This is a genomic window from Azoarcus sp. PA01, assembly GCA_001274695.2.
GTDB lineage: Bacteria > Pseudomonadota > Gammaproteobacteria > Burkholderiales > Rhodocyclaceae > Aromatoleum.
The window spans coordinates 1,106,169-1,124,862 of the sequence record LARU01000004.1; the positions used below are offsets into that span (position 1 = coordinate 1,106,169).

The 18,694-nt window shown below is 66.3% G+C and carries 19 protein-coding genes; 3 read left to right on the top strand and 16 right to left on the bottom strand.

Annotated elements, in window-relative coordinates:
- Positions 1-14 precede the first annotated feature (14 nt).
- The 10 genes from cheZ to flhD all read right to left on the bottom strand — a co-directional run bounded on the left by cheZ (position 15) and on the right by flhD (position 7,935).
- Positions 15-863 (bottom strand): protein phosphatase CheZ, encoded by an 849-nt coding sequence (cheZ, locus tag PA01_17335; protein KON80166.1) that lies wholly within the window; start codon positions 861-863, stop codon positions 15-17.
- Between the two features lie 33 nt (positions 864-896).
- Entirely contained in the window at positions 897-1,298 is a 402-nt protein-coding gene (gene cheY / locus PA01_17340; GenBank protein ID KON80167.1) for a chemotaxis response regulator CheY, read from the bottom strand.
- A gap of 35 nt (positions 1,299-1,333) precedes the next feature.
- Positions 1,334-2,284: a chemotaxis protein gene (locus tag PA01_17345; protein ID KON80168.1), complete on the bottom strand. Its 951-nt coding sequence runs from the start codon at positions 2,282-2,284 to the stop codon at positions 1,334-1,336.
- Between the two features lie 14 nt (positions 2,285-2,298).
- Positions 2,299-3,267, bottom strand: a complete 969-nt coding sequence (locus PA01_17350; protein ID KON80169.1) for a chemotaxis protein — start codon at positions 3,265-3,267, stop codon at positions 2,299-2,301.
- Between the two features lie 234 nt (positions 3,268-3,501).
- Positions 3,502-4,134: a chemotaxis protein CheB gene (locus PA01_17355; protein ID KON80170.1), complete on the bottom strand. Its 633-nt coding sequence runs from the start codon at positions 4,132-4,134 to the stop codon at positions 3,502-3,504.
- Positions 4,118-4,945 (bottom strand): chemotaxis protein CheR, encoded by an 828-nt coding sequence (locus tag PA01_17360; protein KON80420.1) that lies wholly within the window; start codon positions 4,943-4,945, stop codon positions 4,118-4,120. Before PA01_17360 ends, PA01_17355 begins: the two co-directional genes overlap by 17 nt.
- A gap of 16 nt (positions 4,946-4,961) precedes the next feature.
- Positions 4,962-5,972, bottom strand: a complete 1,011-nt coding sequence (motB, locus tag PA01_17365; protein ID KON80171.1) for a flagellar motor protein MotB — start codon at positions 5,970-5,972, stop codon at positions 4,962-4,964.
- Positions 5,973-6,042: 70 nt separating this feature from the next.
- Positions 6,043-6,897: a flagellar motor stator protein MotA gene (motA, locus tag PA01_17370; GenBank protein ID KON80172.1), complete on the bottom strand. Its 855-nt coding sequence runs from the start codon at positions 6,895-6,897 to the stop codon at positions 6,043-6,045.
- 151 nt (positions 6,898-7,048) lie between these two features.
- Positions 7,049-7,594: a flagellar transcriptional regulator FlhC gene (gene flhC, locus PA01_17375; GenBank protein KON80173.1), complete on the bottom strand. Its 546-nt coding sequence runs from the start codon at positions 7,592-7,594 to the stop codon at positions 7,049-7,051.
- Between the two features lie 20 nt (positions 7,595-7,614).
- Complete coding sequence (gene flhD, locus PA01_17380; GenBank protein ID KON80174.1) at positions 7,615-7,935, bottom strand: flagellar transcriptional regulator FlhD; 321 nt, start codon at positions 7,933-7,935, stop codon at positions 7,615-7,617.
- 257 nt (positions 7,936-8,192) lie between these two features.
- Between flhD and PA01_17385 the strand changes: the two genes are divergently transcribed.
- The 3 genes from PA01_17385 (at position 8,193) to guaD (ending at position 10,905) form a co-directional block, all read left to right on the top strand.
- A complete protein-coding gene (locus PA01_17385) occupies positions 8,193-8,771 on the top strand; it encodes an NUDIX hydrolase (protein KON80175.1) in 579 nt (192 codons plus the stop codon).
- Between the two features lie 96 nt (positions 8,772-8,867).
- Positions 8,868-9,515, top strand: coding sequence for an HNH endonuclease (locus PA01_17390; GenBank protein KON80421.2), 648 nt, complete (start codon positions 8,868-8,870; stop codon positions 9,513-9,515).
- A gap of 88 nt (positions 9,516-9,603) precedes the next feature.
- Complete coding sequence (gene guaD / locus PA01_17395) at positions 9,604-10,905, top strand: guanine deaminase (protein ID KON80176.1); 1,302 nt, start codon at positions 9,604-9,606, stop codon at positions 10,903-10,905.
- Positions 10,906-11,087: 182 nt separating this feature from the next.
- Here the strand turns inward: guaD and PA01_17400 are convergent, their stop codons facing one another.
- The 6 genes from PA01_17400 to PA01_19175 form a co-directional block, all read right to left on the bottom strand.
- Positions 11,088-13,076, bottom strand: a complete 1,989-nt coding sequence (locus PA01_17400) for an acetoacetate--CoA ligase (protein KON80177.1) — start codon at positions 13,074-13,076, stop codon at positions 11,088-11,090.
- A gap of 19 nt (positions 13,077-13,095) precedes the next feature.
- The gene (locus PA01_17405) at positions 13,096-13,773 is read right to left on the bottom strand and encodes a glutathione S-transferase family protein (GenBank protein KON80178.1); all 678 of its coding nucleotides are present in this window, start codon (positions 13,771-13,773) and stop codon (positions 13,096-13,098) included.
- A 157-nt stretch (positions 13,774-13,930) separates the two neighbouring features.
- Positions 13,931-14,845, bottom strand: a complete 915-nt coding sequence (locus PA01_17410; protein ID KON80179.1) for a hydroxymethylglutaryl-CoA lyase — start codon at positions 14,843-14,845, stop codon at positions 13,931-13,933.
- A 21-nt stretch (positions 14,846-14,866) separates the two neighbouring features.
- The gene (locus PA01_17415) at positions 14,867-16,555 is read right to left on the bottom strand and encodes an AMP-binding protein (GenBank protein ID KON80180.1); all 1,689 of its coding nucleotides are present in this window, start codon (positions 16,553-16,555) and stop codon (positions 14,867-14,869) included.
- A gap of 17 nt (positions 16,556-16,572) precedes the next feature.
- Positions 16,573-18,576, bottom strand: a complete 2,004-nt coding sequence (locus PA01_17420; protein KON80181.1) for an acetyl/propionyl/methylcrotonyl-CoA carboxylase subunit alpha — start codon at positions 18,574-18,576, stop codon at positions 16,573-16,575.
- A complete protein-coding gene (locus tag PA01_19175; GenBank protein ID KAI5912364.1) occupies positions 18,569-18,694 on the bottom strand; it encodes a hypothetical protein in 126 nt (41 codons plus the stop codon). Before PA01_19175 ends, PA01_17420 begins: the two co-directional genes overlap by 8 nt.

Consider the following 18,694-nt stretch of genomic DNA (forward strand, 5'->3'; position numbering starts at 1 on the left):
GTCCCCTTTGGTGTTCAGAAGCCGAGGCTGTCGAGCAAGTCGTCGACCTGCTCCTGGGTCGTCACGATGTCGTCACGCCCCGCGGAACTGATCACCGGGCCGTTGAGGAGATTGCCGTGCCGGTCGCCCCGCATCTGCGGCGGCGTCACCTCGAGCAACACCTGGAGCAGTTCGGTTTCGAGTTTCTGTGCAAGATCGACGACCTTCTTGATGACCTGCCCGGTCAGGTCCTGGAAATCCTGGGCCATCATGATTTCCATCAGCTGCTCGTTCGTCGCCCGGCTGCTCCTGATGACTTCGCCGAGAAAATCCCGCGTGCTGCCCGACAGCGCCTTGAACTCGTCGACCGACAGTTCGTTCGCGAACAGTCGATCCCACTGCGCCTCGAGGGTTCGCGCATCGGCATGCATTCTGTTCTGTATCGGCTGGGCGATGTCGGTCGCGTTCAGCACCCGGCTTGCCGCCTGTTCGGTCATCTGCGCGATATAGCTGAGCCGCTCGCGGGCATCCGGAATCGCTTGCACCGCATCCTGGAGCAGGCCGTCCGAACCGAGCCCGCGCAGCGTGTTGTGCACCTGGCGCGTCATCTGGCCGATCCGCGTGAACACCGCATCGCAGCTGTGTTCGGGGAGTGCCGGCGGCGGGTCGATTTTTTCCGGGGCCGGCGCGCAGCTCGCAGCAGCCTCGAACTGCGCGGCGACCGCATCGAACAGGGACTGCAGTTCGTCGTCGTCGCCGCTCGATCCACCGGCCTCGGCAACGACCTTGAACTCCGATTTCGCGGGACCGGAAGCGATGCTGTCGAACAAGGCTTGCAGATCGTCAGAATCACCGCTCTCGTCGAGCTTCAGCTTTTTCGCCATTATCGGATTCCCTATTCGTTCAGCCGGCGCCATTCAGGCGACCGCTTTCTTGCCAATTTTTTCGAAGATCTTCTCGAGCTTTTCGGCCATCGTCGCCGCGGTGAACGGTTTGACGATGTAGCCGCTCGCGCCCGCCTGTGCCGCGGCGATGATGTTTTCCTTTTTCGCTTCGGCAGTGACCATCAGCACCGGCAGGTGCCGCAGCTGAGGTGTCTGACGGATCGTCTGCAGCAGCGTCAGGCCGTCCATGTTGGGCATGTTCCAGTCGGTGACGACGAAGTCGAACGACGAACTGTTGAGCTTCTGCAGCGCGACTGCACCGTCCTCGGCCTCGTCCACGTTCGTGAAGCCGAGTTCCTTGAGGAGGTTGCGCACGATGCGACGCATGGTCGAAAAATCGTCGACGACGAGAAATTTCATCTTGGGGTCGGACATCCTGTTCTCCGTATTCGTCTCGCAGCCGGCCCGACCTAGCGCCCCTTCGACAACAGCGGGCGCAGCGTATCGGCCAGCGCGTCAGCGTCGAATTTTGCCACGTATGCATCGACGCCTACCTGTTTTCCCATAGCACGGTTCGCTTCCGACGACAACGACGAGTGCATGACGACGGGGATGCCGTTGAAGCGCGGATCGGCCTTGATGTTGCGCGTCAGCACGTAGCCGTCCATCTGCGGCATTTCGGCATCGACCAGTATCAGGTCGAGCTCTTCCCCGACCTGGCGCCCGCACTGCTGCGCGTGCCCCGCGATGCCCTGCAGCCGTGTCCAGGCCTCGAGCCCATTGACCGCATGCTTGTGCTTGACGCCGAGCTTGTCGAGTACCTCGGCGATCTTGCGCCGCGCGACACCCGAGTCGTCGACGAAGAAAATGTCGTATTCGTGGCCGCCGGCGATCGGCGCGATGTTCCCGACCACGGCGTCGCCGAACGTCGTCGCGAGCACCGTCTCGACGTCGACGATCGAAACGAGCTTGCCATCGGGCAACTCGGTGATCGCGGTGATGTAGCTTTGCACATTGCTCGAAATGTTGTCCGGGGCGCGGACCTTGTCCCATTCGACGCGAATGATGCGATCCACGCTGTCGACGAGGAATCCGAGCGTGCGCTTGCTGTATTCGGTCACCATCATCGATCCGCCGAGCGGCGCGCCGGGCCGGGCAAGGCCGAGGATCTTCGCCAGCGACAGGACCGGGATCACGTTGCCGCGCAGCGAGATCAGCCCTTCGACGCCAACCGGCATGTTCGGCGTGCGCGTGATGAACGGCGCGGTGCAGACTTCGCGCACCTTGAACACGTTGATGCCGAAAGTTTCGCCGGTTCCGAGCGAAAACAGCAGAATTTCCATGCGATTCGAACCGGCGAGGCTGGTGCGCCCATCGACGACGTTCAGCAGGCCGCTCTCGTCGCGATTGAAGCTCGACATATCGGTGCTCCCTCTCAGCATGCCGGGGACGAGGCGCCGGTCTCGATCAGCAGGCGGCGCAGGGTCTGCGCGAGACGACGGGGTTCGAATTTGGCGACGTATTCATCCACCCCAACGGACTTCCCGAGTTGCTGGTTGGACATCCCGGACAACGACGAATGCATGAGAACCGGGACCCCCTCGAAGCGCGAATCGGATTTGATCATCTTCGTCAGGATGTAGCCGTCCATTTCGGGCATTTCGACATCGGTGAGCACGAGACCGACCAGTTCCCTGACCTTGCGTCCCGTCGCTTCGGCATGCATCGCGATTTTCTGGAGTTCCTGCCACGCCGCCCGGCCGTTGATCGATCCGACATAGGGCACGCCGAGCGCTTCGAGCGTGCGTTCGATCTGCTTGCGCGCGACCGACGAGTCGTCGGCGAAATAGACTGTCTGCGCCACGTCGTCGAGCGGTTCGATCCCGCGGAACAACAACGGATCGTCCTGGGTCGTCGTTTCCGACAGCACTTTCTCGACATCGAGCATCATCACGAGCCGCTCGCCGGGCAGCTCGGTCACGGCAGTCACCAGGCCGCCGAGGTTCGCGGTCAGCATGTCCGGCGGAACTCTCATCTGCGCCCAGTCGAGCCGCAGGATCGTGTCGACGGCCTCGACGAGGAAACCCTGGGTGTGGCCGTTGTATTCGGTCACGATCATGATGTCGCGCCGCGCCTCGGCGCCTATGCCGGCGTAGCGGGCGAGATCGACGACGGGCACCAGCACGCCGCGCAGGCTCACCATCCCTTCGACCGACGCCGGCATCTCGGGCGCGGCGGTGATGACCGGCGTGCGCATGACTTCCCGCACCTTGAACACGTTGATGCCGAAAGTCTCCCGGCGGCCGGTGCGCGCGTCGGCGCCGAGCGTGAACAGCAGGATCTCCAGCTTGTTCGTGCCGGCGAGCCGTGTGCGCGCTTCGATATTCCTGAATAGTTCGGACATTTGGCTCTCCGCAAGATGCGGGTAGATGTTCCGGCAACGCGTTCTTGCCGCAGGGTTGGAAGGGATAACGTCAGCGGCAGGCGATTCTTGAGGGCTGACGGGCGGGGTTTATTACTGCGCCGCGCTCAGCGGCGCGATGTCGCCCGGACGGCTCCGGCAATCCCGCCATACCCGCGCGCCGCGCGTGCCGGCCGCAGCCCGGCGCCAGTCGACGACGACCGCGCGCGCGGGCGCTCACCCCGGCCGAGCTCCCGCGACCAGCCCGGCACGCTGCAGGACGTGCAGCGCGATGGCCTCGAGCGGGACGATTTCGCGTGCCGCGCCAATGCTCGCTGCCTCCCGCGGCATGCCGTACACGACACACGAATCGTGATCCTGCGCGATCGTCCACGCCCCGGCGCGGCGCATCTGCAGCAAGCCCTGCGCGCCATCCTTGCCCATCCCGGTGAGTAGCACTCCGATCGCCGCGGTGCCGACTTCCGCCGCTGCCGAGCGGAACAGCACGTCGACCGAAGGGCGGTGGCGATTGACGGCTTCGCTGCGCGACAGCACGCACTGGAAGCTGCCGGCGACACGCCGGATAGCGAGATGGGAATGGCCCGGCGACAGGTACACGTTTCCTGCCAGCACCGGCTCGCCGTCCTCGGCCTCCTTCACGGTCGGCGCGCACAGCCCGTCGAGCCGGCGGGCGAATGAAGGGGTGAAGGCTTCCGGCATGTGCTGCACGATCAGGATCGGCGGCGAATGTTCGGGCAGCCCGACGAGAATCTTCTTGATCGCTTCGGTGCCTCCCGTCGAGGCGCCGATGAAGACGATGCGCGCCGCCGGACCGCGCAGCGCCGCGCCGGCTTCAGGCGGGACCTGCATCGACGCACCGATAGACCGTACGGCCCATCGGGCGGAAGAGATCGACGGCGTGCAGGAAACTCTCCGAGTGGCCGGCGAAGAGCGCTCCATCCTTGCGCAGCAAAGGCACGAAGCGCTTGAGGATCGCGTACTGCGTCGGCTTGTCGAAATAGATCATGACGTTGCGGCAAAAAATCGCGTCGAGCGGCCCGTGCACGAGCCAGTTCGGTTCGAGCAGGTTGATGCGGCGGAAGCTCAGCAGCCGCTGCAACTCCGGTCTCACCTGCAGCTCCCCCGACAGCCCGTCGGCCGGCCGGACGAAGTAGCGCCGCAACCGCTCCGCCGACAGTCGTTCGAGGCGATCCTGTCGATACCGCCCGCGCTGCGCGTGCACGAGCACGCTGGTGTCGATGTCGCTCGCAAGGACCTGCACCGGAGGGGTCAGCGTGTCGAACGTCTCGCAGGCGGTGATCGCGAGCGAATACGGCTCCTCGCCGGTCGAAGCGGCGTTGCACCAGATCCTGATCGGGCGCTTTTCCGCGATGCGCTGCAGCCGCTGGGCAAGCAGCTCGAAATGGTGGGGCTCGCGGAAAAACGACGTGAGGTTCGTCGTCAGCGAATTGACGAAGACCTCCCACTCCGCGCGATCGCGCTCGAGCCGGACAAGGTAGTCGGCGAAAGTCCGGTCGCCGCACGCGCGCAGACGCCGGGCGAGGCGGCTGTACACCATGTCCTGCTTTGCCGGTGACAGCGCGATGCCGGCGTGGCGGTGGATCAGTCCCCGGATGCGGTCGAAATCCGTCTTCGTGAACAGGAATTCGCGATCACGCATGCCGACGTCGATGGGCTCAGCGTTGCAGGGCGGCACGCGCACCTCCGGCCGGCATCGCGGAGGTCGCCCCGATATCGCGCCGCAGCTTCTCGTCGTCTGGCGGCGTCGTCGCGCCGACGTCGAGCGAACCGCGCTGCGCCCGCACCGCCTCTTCGGTCTTCCGGTTCATGACGACGATGCTGATGCGACGGTTGGCGGGATCGAACAGAGCGTCTTCCTTCAACGGCACCGTCTCGGCAAGGCCGACGACCCGGATCACCTTCCCCGGCTCCAGCCCGCCGGCGATCAGTTCCCGGCGCGACGCGTTGGCTCGATTGCTCGACAGCTCCCAGTTCGAGAAACCACGCTCGCCGCCGGCGTATTTCGCGGCGTCGGTATGGCCGGACAGGCTGAGCCGGTTCTGCACGTCATTGAGCGCCCGCCCGATCGCCCGCAACAGGTCACGGGTGTAAGGCTGCAGCGCATCGCTCGCAGTGTCGAACATCGGCCGGTTCTGCTCGTCGACGAGCTGGATGCGCAGCCCTTCGGACGTGATGTCCATCAGGATCTGGTTGCGAAAGCTGCGTAGTTTCGGGTCGGCCTCGACGATTGCCTCGATGCGGCCTTTCAGGTCGATCAGCCGCGCCCGCTCGCGCATCGCTTCCGCCCCTTCGTTATCGCCTTCCAGCCGCTGGATCTCGCGCCCCTTCGCCGCATCGAGGTTGATCGAGCGGCGCTCATTGACGTCGCCGCGCTTGCGTTGGCCGAGCGAACGGGACAGGTCTTCGCCGCCGCCCTTGATGACGCTCGAGCTGTCGCCCGATCCGCTGCCGCCCTGCATCGCGATTTTCAGCGGATTCTGGAAATGGTCGGCGATCCCCTCGAGGTCGCCCTGCGCGGTCGAGCCGAGGAGCCACATCAGCAGGAAGAAAGCCATCATCGCGGTGACGAAGTCCGCGTACGCGATTTTCCATGCGCCGCCGTGCGCGCCCGCCGCGACCTTGGTGACGCGCTTGACGACGATCGGCTGCTGGGTGTCGTCGCTCACGGCCGGGCGCCTCCACGTCGTGCAGAAGCCGGGCGAGAGGCGAGGCGCGGCAGGCACGTCATCGCAGCGGTCAGCCCTTGCGGTTCTTGATGTCCTGCTCGAGCTCGGCGAAGCCCGGACGCTCCGTCGAATGCAGCACCTTGCGCCCGAACTCGATCGCCACCTGTGGCGCGTAGCCGTTCATGCTCGCCAGCAGCACCACCTTGATGCACTCGAAGACTTTCCCGCCCTCTTCGACGCGCTGTTCCAGCTGGCTCGCGATGGGCTGGACGAAGCCGTAGGAAATGAGGATGCCGAGGAACGTGCCGACCAGCGCGCCGCCGATCATCTTGCCCAGCACTGCCGGCGGCTGTCCGACCGAACCCATGACATTCACCACGCCCATCACGGCGACGACGATACCGAACGCAGGGAGTGCATCGCCGACCTTCGCCACGACATGCGGTGCCGTGTGCGTTTCCTGGTGGTGGGTGGCGATTTCCTTGTCCATCAGGCTTTCGAGCTCGAATGCGTTGAGGTTTCCGCCGACCATCATGCGCAGATAATCGGTGAGGAACTCGATCGCGTGACGGTCCGCCATCACGCTCGGATACTTCGTGAAGATCGGGCTCGATTCGGCATTGTCGACGTCGTTCTCGATCGACATCAGCCCTTCCTTGCGCACTTTCGCGAGCACCTCGTACAACAGACCCAGCAGGTCCATGTACATCGCCTTGTTGTACGGCGACCCCTTCACGATCCCCGGCAGCGCCGCCAGCGTCGCCTTCAGCGCCTTGCTGCCGTTGCCGGCGACGAAACCGCCGATCATCAGGCCGACGATCGCGAGGTATTCGAGCGGCACCCACAGGGCCATGAGGCTGCCGTGAAACGAGTAGGTCCCGATCGACGCGAGAAGGATGATCACATAGCCAACGATCAGAAACACCGCGAAACCTCTGTCGATTCATGTACGAAAGCGCCCCCGCGCTTCGCAGAAATACTGGCCACTGTAACGACTCCGGCGCGCCGGACTTGAGCTCCGACAAACGAAAAGGCCGCCTGCGGGCGCGGCGGCCTCACGCACGGCGATCCCGTGTTCAGTTCGTTTCGGCGAGCGCCGCCTTGGCGGCCCGCTTCGTCTTTCCGGCGCGCGAAGGCATGTTGCACAGGCCGCAGACGAAGTCGTGGGTCGGATCATAAGCGTGCGCGACGAAGCGCCCGCTGCAGCTCGTGCAGGGGGCGAGCTGCAGCAGGTCGGCGTCGAAGAACCGCACCAGCGTCCAGGCGCGCGTCAGGCTGAGCACCGGCTCCATCGCTTCGGCCTCGACGTGATCGAGGTACAGGTGGTAGGCCTTGATGATCGGATCGAGTCCGCCGAGGCCGATCTTGTCCTGGAAGAAGCTGAAGAAGGCCATGAACAGCGACGCGTGCATGTTCGGCTGCCAGGTCATGAACCAGTCGGTCGAGAACGGCAGCATCCCCTTCGGCGGCGACATGCCGCGCACTTCCTTGTAGATCTTCAGAAGGCGCTCGCGGCTCAGCTTCGTCTCGGCTTCCAGCATCTGCATGCGGGCGCCGAGACGGACCATCTCCGCTGCGCGCTGGATGTCTTCGGCTTCGCCGATGATGCTCTTGTTCTTCACTCTGCTCTCCTGCGGCCGGGTTATCCGGCCAGGTCCTGCACGGGCTTGCCGGCAGCGATGATCGCGGCATGCAGGCTCGAAGTCGCCGCATCGCGGCCATTGCCGGCGATCAGGCCCGCGAGCAACGCATCGTCGAAGCGGAAACCCGGCAGCACCATCTGGCTGCTCGCCATCTTCACCAGCCTGGCCGTGGACAATCCCTCGATGAGCTCGGCGACGCCATGCCCGATGCCGAGGCGGAGCATCGCGGTTTCCCGGTCGGCGCGCAGCATCTGTTGCGCGAGCATCATGTAAGCGAGGTTGAGTTCCTGGATCTCGGACTGGAAATCTTGGCGTTTCATCGCTTGGCCGTTACCGTGGATAGGGTAGCCGAAATTAGAATCAATTGTTAGCAATTGCAAGCAAGATCCCCGAGCGGAGCGGCAGGATTCCACACTTCACGAGCAATCTGTTGTATTGACGCCACCTCTGTGCGACCTGCACTCCCGCATGCCCGACGAATGGGTTTTGCGCAGGCGGAAAAGTCCTTTTGCGCCCCCCGTCGAGGCGCCGGCGTTCCGGGCTAGAATCGAGCGACCCCAAGCCTTCAGCGACTGCCATGAAGTTCTGCTCGAACTGCGGCGCGACCGTCGAGTTGCGCATTCCTCCCGGAGATTCGCTGCCGCGCCATATGTGCGCGGCCTGCGGCAGCATTCATTACGTGAATCCGAAGATCGTCGTCGGCGCGATCCCGGAATGGGAAGACCGCATCCTGCTGTGCCGGCGGGCGATCGAACCGCGGCACGGCTTCTGGACGCTGCCGGCCGGGTTCATGGAAAACGCCGAGACGACGGCGCAGGCCGCTGCGCGCGAGACGCTCGAGGAAGCCTGCGCGCGCATCGAGGTCGGCGAAATGTTCACGCTGATCAACGTCCCGCACATCAGCCAGGTCCACATCGTCTATCGTGCGCGCCTGGTCGACCTCGACTTCGCACCGGGCGAGGAATCGCTCGAGGTCGGACTGTTTGCGGAACATGAAATCCCGTGGGACGAGATCGCCTTCCGGACGATCGCGCTGACCTTGCGGCATTATTTCGACGACCGGCGTCGCGGCACTTTCCGGTTCCGCACCAGCGATCTCGCGCTGCCCCGCCGGACCCTCCTGCCTGAACCACTGCGGCCGCCCCCGATCGAATGACAATGAGGCCGGCCGATGTTGGCGGTCCGCATCACCGGTCCGGCAGGACCGTGCCGGCGCCGCCCGCGCCGACAGAATCGAAGCGCAGGAGGTATCGTGCCGACAGCGGCTCATGACAAAGTAATCGAATCCGAACGACGACCGGCCCGGTCGCGCGCGGGGCCTGCTGTCGTACAGCACCCCTGGATCCTCACGCTCGACAGCCGCGGCCTGCCGCACCGCTGGATCAGCTGGCAGGCGGCGTGCCACTACTATGCCCTCGACATGGTCGCGTGGGTCGTCGGAAACCGGCAGTTCCGTTTCGTCGGGGGAATCTGTCGCGCCACCGGGCTGCGTTCCGAAATCACCGCGAACAGCATCATCGCGATCAAGGGGCGCAACTTCCGTCCGGAAAGCCACAGCCGGGTTCCGCCGCTGAACAACCGCGAACTGTTTCACCGCGACCGGCACATCTGCGCCTATTGCGGCGACCGTTACTCCGGCCACATCCTGACGCGCGAGCACATCGTCCCGGTTTCGCAGGGCGGGCGCGACGTGTGGATGAACGTCGTGACCTCGTGCCGGCCCTGCAACCAGCGCAAGAGCGGGCGCACCCCGGAACAGGCGCGGATGCCGTTGTTGTACGCGCCGTACGTGCCGAACAAGGCCGAATACCTGATCCTGTGCAACCGCAACATTCTCGCCGACCAGATGGATTTCCTCGCCCGCCACCTGCCGCACCAGAGCCGGCTGCACGTTCCCTGACAGTGAGCGCACCTTTCCAGCATCTCCCCGCCGGCTTCCTCGAGGCGGCGCGTTCTTGCCTGTCGGACCGCGCTGACGGAGGCGGGCAATGAGCGGCTTGCGGGCGATCCGCGGCGAGATCGTGCACTTTCTCGGCGACCCGGCGGACCTCGGCGCCGACGCGCTGGCGCACTTTGCGGACGGCTTGCTGATCGTGCGCGACGGCCTCGTCGCCGAACTCGGCCCCGCCGCCGAGCTGCTGCCGCGGCTGCCGGCCGGCACGACGATCGACGACTACCGCGGCAAGCTGGTCCTGCCCGGCTTCATTGACACGCACATCCATTACGCGCAGACCGACATCGTCGCCAGCTACGGCGAACAGGTGCTCGCGTGGCTCGAGAAATACACTTACCCGACCGAACGCCGTTTCGCCGATCCGGCGCACGCGGCAGCGGTCGCGGAGTTCTTCTGCGACGAACTGTTGCGCAACGGCACGACGACCGCGATGGCGTTTGCGACGGTGCATCCGGCGTCCGTCAACGCGCTGTTCGCCGCGGCGCGCAAACGGCACATGCGGATGATCGCCGGCAAAGTGCTGATGGACCGCAACTGCCCGGACTTCCTGCGCGACGCCGCGGACCGCGGCGCTGCGGAATCGAAAGCGCTGATCGAGCGCTGGCACGGCCGCGACCGCCTGTTGTACGCGGTGACGCCGCGCTTCGCCCCGACTTCGACGCCGGCGCAGATGGCGCTCGCCGGGCGGCTTTTCGCCGACCATCCCGGCATCTATCTGCAGTCCCACCTCGCCGAGAACGAGCACGAAGTGGCGTGGGTCGCGAAGCTCTACCCCGAAGCGCGAAGCTACCTCGATGTCTATGAACGGCACGGCCAGCTCGGCGCGCGCAGCGTGTTCGCGCACTGCGTGTGGATCGACGACACCGATCGCGCCCGCATGGCGGCGACGGGCGCGGCGATCAGCTTCTGCCCGACTTCGAACCTGTTCCTCGGCTCTGGCCTGTTCGATCTCGACCGCGCGCAGGCTGCGGGCGTGCGGGTCGGACTCGGCACCGACGTTGGCGGCGGGACCAGCTTCTCGATGCTGCAGACGCTCAACGAAGCCTACAAGGTGCAGCAACTCCGCGGACAGCGGCTGCCGGTCGAGCGCGGCTTCTACCTCGCGACCCGTGGCGGCGCGCGCAGCCTGTATCTCGACGACCGCATCGGCAGCTTCGATACCGGATGCGAAGCCGACCTGGTCGTGCTCGACCCGGCCGCGACGCCGTTGCTCGCCCGGCGCACGGCCGTCGCGACGACGCTCGCCGAGCGGCTGTTCGCGCTGATGCTGCTCGGCGATGACCGCGCCGTCGTGGCGACCCACATCCTCGGCGAACCCGCCTGGCGCCGGCCGTGACGAACCGATCGAATACCTCCCCGTTCGCCCCGAGCTTGTCGAAGGACGGCCACGGAGCTTCGACCGGCCGGTCCTGAACACCGCCGAAAGGTTCAGCCCGAACGGTATCGGGCTGCCGGATCAACAAGGGCGGCAAACGAAGCTTCGGCGCAGGCGCAGCCTTCCGCCTTCTCCGCGGCCCCTCACGCTCCCAGTTCGGGGCGATTCGCGAACAGTGCCAGCGCGTCGGGGTTCGCGAGCGCCTCGATGTTCTTCACCGGCTGCCGATGCACGACGTTGCGCACCGCGAGCTCGACGAGCTTGCCGCTTTTCGTGCGCGGGATGTCGGCGACCTGGACGATCTTCGCCGGCACGTGGCGAGGCGTCGCGTTGTCGCGGATCGCCTGGCGGATGCGCGCGACGAGCGCGTCGTCGAGCACGACACCTGCGGCGAGCCGCACGAACAGCACGACGCGCACGTCGGTCGGCGCTTCAGGCGGCCAGTCCTGGCCGATGACGATCGATTCGAGCACCTCGGGCAGCTTCTCGACCTGGCGGTAAATCTCGGCAGTGCCGATGCGCACGCCGCCCGGATTCAGCGTCGCATCCGAGCGACCGTGGATGACCAGGCCACCGTGCGCGGTGATTTCGCAGAAGTCGCCGTGACACCACACGCCCGGAAAACGTTCGAAGTACGCGGCGCGGTACTTCGCGCCGTCGGGGTCGTTCCAGAAGCCGAGTGGCATGCTCGGGAACGGCTTGCGGCAGACGAGCTCGCCTTTCTCGCCGACGACGGGGCGGCCGTCGTCGTCCCACACCTCGACCGCGAGGCCGAGGCCGATGCACTGGATCTCGCCGCGCCATACCGGCAGCGTCGGGTTGCCGAGCACGAAGCACGAGATGATGTCCGTGCCGCCGGAGATCGACGCGAGTTGCACGTCATGCTTGATCGATTCATAGACGAAGTCGAAGCTTTGCGGCGCGAGCGGACTGCCGGTCGACAGCATCGCGCGCAGCGCCGACAGGTCGTGCGACTGCGCCGGGCGCACGTCGCCTTTCGCGAGCGTCTCGATGTATTTCGCCGACGTGCCGAAATGCGTGAAGCGCTCGGCCTGCGCGTAATCCCACAGGATGCGGCCCTCGTTGACGAACGGGTTGCCGTCGTACAGCATCAGCGTCGCGCCGGCGGCCAGGCCCGACACGAGCCAGTTCCACATCATCCAGCCGCAGGTCGTGAAGTAAAAGAGCCGGTCGCCTTCGCGCACGTCGGTATGCAGTCTGTGTTCCTTCAGGTGCTGCAGCAAGGTCCCGCCGGCGCCGTGGACGATGCATTTGGGCACGCCGGTCGTGCCGGACGAATACATCACGTACAGCGGATGGTTGAACGGCAGGCGGACGTACTGCGGTTCGGTCGCCGCGCGGTGCGGCGCGACGAAGTCGTCATACGACACCGCGCCGGGCACGCGCGAAAGATCGAGCGCGGCGCCGGCGGCGAGATACGGCACGACGACGACGCGTTTGACGCTCGGCAGCTGCGCGGCCAGCTCGGCGAGTTTCGGGCGCACGTCAATCGCCTTGCCGCCATACCAGTAGCCGTCGCACGCGATCATCAGCTTCGGCTCGGTCTGGCCGAAGCGGTCGAGCACGCCCTGCCCGCCGAAGTCCGGCGACGCGCTCGTGAACACCGCGCCGATCGAGGACGCCGCGAGCATCGCGACGATCGTCTCGGGCATGTTCGGCATGAACGCGGCGACGCGGTCGCCCTCCTTGATGCCGAGCGCGCGCAGCGCGGCGGCGAAGCGGGCGACCTCGATGCGCAGTTCGGCGCGCGTCATGCGCCGCTCGAGCCGGTCCTCGCCGCGGAACACGAGCGCCTGCGGGTTCGGGGATTCGCGCAGCAGGTTCTCGGCGAAGTTCAGCCGCGCATCGGGAAACCAGGTCGCGCCGGGCATCCGTTCGGCGTCGATCAGGCCGCGCTCGCCCTGCTCGCCGATGACGCCGCCGAAGTCCCACACTTCGCGCCAGAACGCGACCGGCGAATGGATCGACCAGGCATGGAGCGCGGCGTAGTCGGCGAGCGGCAGGCCGGTCGCGGCGCGGGCGCGTGCGGTGAAGGCGGCGATGCCGGTCGCCGCGATCTGTTCGGGCCGCGGCGTCCACAGCGGCCGAGCGGCGGATTCGTTGTTGGTCATCTCTTTTCTGTCTCCTCGTTCAGAACGGACCACTCGCCTGGGCGACCGGTTGAGGTGCGACGCCCTGCTCGACCGCGGCGCGCTGTTGCGCCGCGAGCGCCCGTCGAAATCCGTCGCGCGCCTGCAGCCGCTGCCAGTATGCGAGCGTCGCCGGCTTGAAGCGCTCGCCGAGGCCGATGTCGTCGGCGAGCAGCAGCGCGTAGCCGACCGACACGTCGGCCGCGGTGAAGCGGCCGGCGCACAGATATTCCTGACGTGCGAGCAGCGGCTCGAGCGTGCGCAGCCGCGACAGGAACCAGCGGGTGTAGTCTTCGGCCGCCTGCGGCAGCCGGCGTTCCGGCGGCTCGAAACGGTTGTAGCGCAGGATGAGCGTCTGCGGGAACGTCAACGTCGCCTCGCCGAAATGCAGGAAGTTCAGGTAGGCGCCGAACGCCCGCTCGTCGGTCGCAACGTCGAGTTGGCGCGGCGAATGGCGCGCGGCGAGGTACTGGCAGATCGCCGCCGATTCGGTCATGCGCGTGTCGCCGTCGAAGAACGCCGGGATCGTGCCGAGGGGATTGACTTCGAGATAGGGGTCGCCCTCGCGTCGCGGCGGAAACGGCAGCACCTTCAGCTCGTACGGCAGCCCAAGCTCTTCGAGCATCCACAGCGGACGGAACGAACGGGCGTTCACGCAGTGGTACAACGTCATCGTCATCTTGCGGCTCCTGAGTCATGGTTCGGGCGACAGATGCGCGTCGCCGGCTTGCGGTCCTATCGAACAGACATTCACGTACAACCGTTCGCCTTTAGCCTGTCGAAGGGCGATGGCAGGGCTTCGACAAGCTCAGCCCGAACGGTAATTCGTCGCTGCGTTATTGGCGCGAAATGCGCCCCGCGAGCAACGCGCGCGAAACGCGCGACGCCGGCTCGCGCCCGAGCACGCCGCTGATCCACGCGCCGGCGGCGACGAGCCGGTCGAGATTAACACCGCTCTCGATGCCGAGTCCGTTCAGCAGCCAGACGACGTCCTCGGTCGCGACGTTGCCGGATGCGCCTTTCGCGTACGGGCAGCCGCCCAGGCCCGCGACCGAAGCGTCGAACACCGCGACGCCCAGTTCGAGCGACGCGTAGATGTTCGCGATCGCCATGCCGTAAGTGTCGTGGTAGTGGCCGGCGAGCCGCGCGACCGGCACGCGTCGCGCGACCGCGTCGATCATCCGCTGCGCCTTCAGCGGCGTGCCGGTGCCGATCGTGTCGCCGAGGCTCACTTCAAAGCAGCCCATCTCGAACAGCGTGCCGGCGACCAGCGCGACCGCTTCCGGCCGGACCTCCCCTTCGTACGGGCAGCCGAGCACGCACGACACGTAACCGCGCACGCGCACGCCGGCCGCCTTCGCCGCGTCCATCACCGGCTCGAAGCGCGCGAGCGATTCGGCGATCGAGCAGTTGATGTTCTTCTGGCTGAAAGACTCGGACGCCGCGCCGAACACCGCGACCTCGCCGGCACCAGCGGCGAGCGCCGCTTCGAAGCCTTTGAGGTTCGGCGTCAGCACCGGGTAGCCGACGCCCGGCCGGCGCTCGATCCGCGCCATGACGGCCGCGCTGTCCGCCATCTGCGGCACCCATTTCGGCGACACGAACGACGTCGCCTCGATCGCCGGGAGGCCGGCGTCGGCGAGGCGCGCGATCAGCTCGACTTTGGTGTCCGTCGCGACGACCGCCTTCTCGTTCTGCAGGCCGTCACGCGGGCCGACTTCGACGATCTTCACCGTTTTCGGCAGCTTCATCCTCGTCCCCCATTCTCTTCGTCAGGCGGTCTTCGCCTCGTCGAGCCCGAGCTCGCGCTTCATCTGCTCGCGAATCTGGAACTTCTGGATCTTGCCCGTGACCGTCATCGGGAACGCGTCGACGAACTTGATGTAGCGCGGCACTTTGTAATGTGCGATCTGGCCCTGGCAGAACGCTCTGACGTCGTCGGCGGAAAGCTCTTCGCCGTCGCGCACGATGATCCACGCGCACAGCTCCTCGCCGTACTTCGCGTCCGGCACGCCGACGACCTGCACGTCGAGGATTTTCGGATGGCGATACAGGAACTCTTCGATCTCGCGCGGATACAGGTTCTCGCCGCCGCGGATCACCATGTCCTTGATGCGGCCGACGATGTTGCAGTAGCCCTCGTCGTCGATCGTCGCGAGGTCCCCGGTGTGCATCCAGCCGGCCGCGTCGATCGCGTCGCGGGTGCGATCGACGTCGTTCCAGTAGCCGAGCATCACCGAGTAGCCGCGCGTGCATAGTTCTCCGGCGACGCCGCGCGGCACGATGCGTCCGTTGTTGTCGACGATCTTGACTTCGAGGTGCGGCTGGACACGGCCGACCGTCGATACGCGTCGCTCTACGGGATCGTCGGTGCCGCTCTGGAAGCTCACCGGCGACGTCTCGGTCATGCCGTACGCGATCGTCACTTCGCGCATGTTCATCCTGTCGATGACGCGCTTCATGACTTCGACCGGGCATGGGCTGCCGGCCATGATGCCGGTCCGCAGGCGCGTGAGGTCGAAGTCGGCAAAGCGCGGGTGGTCGAGCATCGCGATGAACATCGTCGGCACGCCATAAGCGGCGGTGCAGCGCTCCTCGGCGAGCGTCTCGAGCACCGCGAGCGGCTCGAACGCTTCGCACGGGTAGACCATCGTCGCCCCGTGCGTCACGCAGCCGAGGTTGCCCATGACCATGCCGAAGCAGTGGTACAGCGGCACCGGGATGCACAGGCGGTCGCCTTCGACGAGGCGGATCGCTTCGGCGACGAAGAAGCCGTTGTTGAGGATGTTGTGGTGCGACAGCGTCGCGCCTTTCGGCTGGCCCGTCGTGCCGGACGTGAACTGGATGTTGATCGGGTCATCGAACTGCAGCGTTTCGCCGCACGCCGCGAGTGCGACGAGCTCTTCGCGCGACGGCGCTGCGAGGAGCTCGTCGAAGTTCAGCATCCCGGCGCTCTTCTCCGCGCCCATGCGGATGACCCAGTTCAGCGACGGCAGCCGCGCGGCTTCGAGCGCGCCCGGCTCGCAGTCGGCAAGCTCCGGCGCGAGGTCGGCGAGCATCCCGAGATAATCGCTGCCCTTGAACGACGGCGACAGCACCAGCGCGCGACAGCCGACCTTGTTCACCGCGTATTCGAGTTCGCTGCGCCGGTACGCCGGGTTGATATTGACGAGCACGAGGCCGGCTTTCGCGGTCGCGAACTGCGTCAGCGCCCATTCGAGATTGTTCTGCGACCAGATGCCGACGCGATCCCCCGTCGCGAGCCCGAGGCGCCGCAGCGCGCACGCGAGCGCATCGACCTTGATTTTCAGCTCGGCATAGGTCAGCCGCACATTCTGGTGGCGCACGACGAGCGCCTCGCGCTGCGCGTGGCGCTGGCACGCCTCGTCGAAGAAGCGGCCGATCGTCTGGCCGATCAGCGGTTTGGCGGATGCGCCGTGAACGTAGCTCAACTGCGTCATGTGTCTCTCCCCTCCAATCAGCCTTTCGCGGGCTCGAATTCGACGAGCTCCGCGCCGTCGCCGACCTGGTCGCCGACGGCGTAACGGTAAGCCTTGACCGTGCCGGCGGCCGGCGCGTTGATCGTGTGCTCCATCTTCATCGCTTCGAGGATCAGGAGCGGCGCGCCTTTCGCGACTGTCGCGCCCGGCTCCGCCAATAGCGCGATGACTTTGCCCGGCATCGGCGCGAGCAACCCGCCTTCGGCGCCGCCGCCTTCACCGGAGAAATGCAGCGGGTCGACGTTCGCGAGCTGCCAGCTGCGCCCGTGCAGGAACACGTGGCGCATCCGCCCCGCAGTGATGACGGTTGCATCCATGCGCGTGCCGTCGAGCTCGACGCGCAGCCGGCCACGCTCGTTGACGCGGCCGCGCGCGTCGGCCGACCTGCCGTCGACGGTCAGCGTGTAGCGGTCGCCGCGATATGCGACGTGCACGGTCTTCTGCGTCTCGCCGACGCGGTAGATCAGTGCGCGCTTCGCCGTCGCGTTGAGCCGCCAGCCGTCGCGGGCGTGCCACGGCGAAACGGGATCGGCGCCGCGACGCGCAGCCTCTTCGGCCCACGTCGCCTCGCGCAACAGTTCGCCGAGCGCGGCGACGAGCCAGACTTCTTCCGGCGTCGTCTCGCTCTCGGGGAACAGATACGCTTTCTCGCGCTCGATGAGCCCGGTGTCGAGATCGGCGCCGGCGAACGCCGGGCACGCGGTCAGCCTTGAGAGGAACTCGATGTTGTTCGCGACGCCGACGACGCGATAGTCGGCGAGCGCCTGCAGCATGCGTGCCAACGCCTGCTCGCGGCTGTCGTCCCAGACGATCAGCTTCGCGATCATCGGGTCGTAGAACGGGCTGATCTCGTCGCCTTCCTCGACGCCGGTATCGACGCGCACGTGCAGCCCTTCGGCGGGTGGCGCGAGGTGCAGCAGCTTGCCGGTCGAGGGCAGAAAACCTTTCGCCGGGTCTTCGGCGTAGATCCGCGCTTCCAGGGCGTGCCCGCGGATCTCGAGTTGCTCCTGCGCGAGCGGCAGCGGCTCACCGCTTGCCACGCGCAGCTGCCACTCGACGAGATCGAGCCCGGTGATCATCTCGGTGACCGGATGCTCGACCTGCAGCCGCGTGTTCATCTCCATGAAATAGAACGAGCCGTCCTGGTGGGCGATGAACTCGACGGTGCCGGCGCCCACATACCGGACCGCTTTCGCGGCTTCGACGGCCGTGCGTCCCATCGCCGCGCGCCGCTCCGGCGTCATGCCGGGCGCGGGCGCTTCCTCGAGCACTTTCTGGTGGCGGCGCTGCACCGAGCAGTCGCGCTCGAACAGATACACGCAGTTGCCGTGCGTGTCGCCGAACACCTGGATCTCGATGTGGCGCGGGCGCGTGACGTATTTCTCGACGAGCACGTGCTCGTCGCCGAAGCTGGATGCCGCTTCGCGCTTGCACGATGCGAGCGCCGCTTCGAAGTCGTCGGAGCGCTCGACGAGGCGCATGCCTTTGCCGCCGCCACCGGCCGCGGCCTTGATCAGCACCGGGTAGCCGATGCGATCGGCCTGCTCGTGCAGGAAGCCGGGCTCCTGGTTGTCGCCGTGGTAGCCGGGCGTCAACGGCACGCCGGCCGCTTCCATCAGCTTCTTCGCTTCGGACTTCGAGCCCATCGCGCGGATCGCCGACACCGGCGGGCCGATGAAGACGATGCCGGCCCGTTCGCACGCATCGCAGAAGTCCTCGTTCTCGGACAGGAAGCCGTAGCCGGGATGGATCGCCTGCGCGCCGGTCTGCTGCGCGGCGGCGATGATGCGGTCGATGACGAGATAGCTTTCCTTCGCCGGCGCCGGGCCGATCAGCACCGCCTCGTCGGCGAGGCGCACGTGGCGCGCGTTCGCGTCGGCTTCGGAATAGACGGCGACGGTGCGGATGCCCATGCGACGCGCTGTTTTTATTACGCGGCAGGCGATTTCCCCGCGGTTCGCGATCAGGATCTTTTCAAACATGGGTGCGCTCCGCGATGAAATCGCCTGAGCATGCTTCGCATGCGAGGCAAAGTGGCTTCGCCGCTGCGGCGCTGCGCGCCTGGTCGCCGCGGTTTGCGATGAGGATCTTTTCGAACAT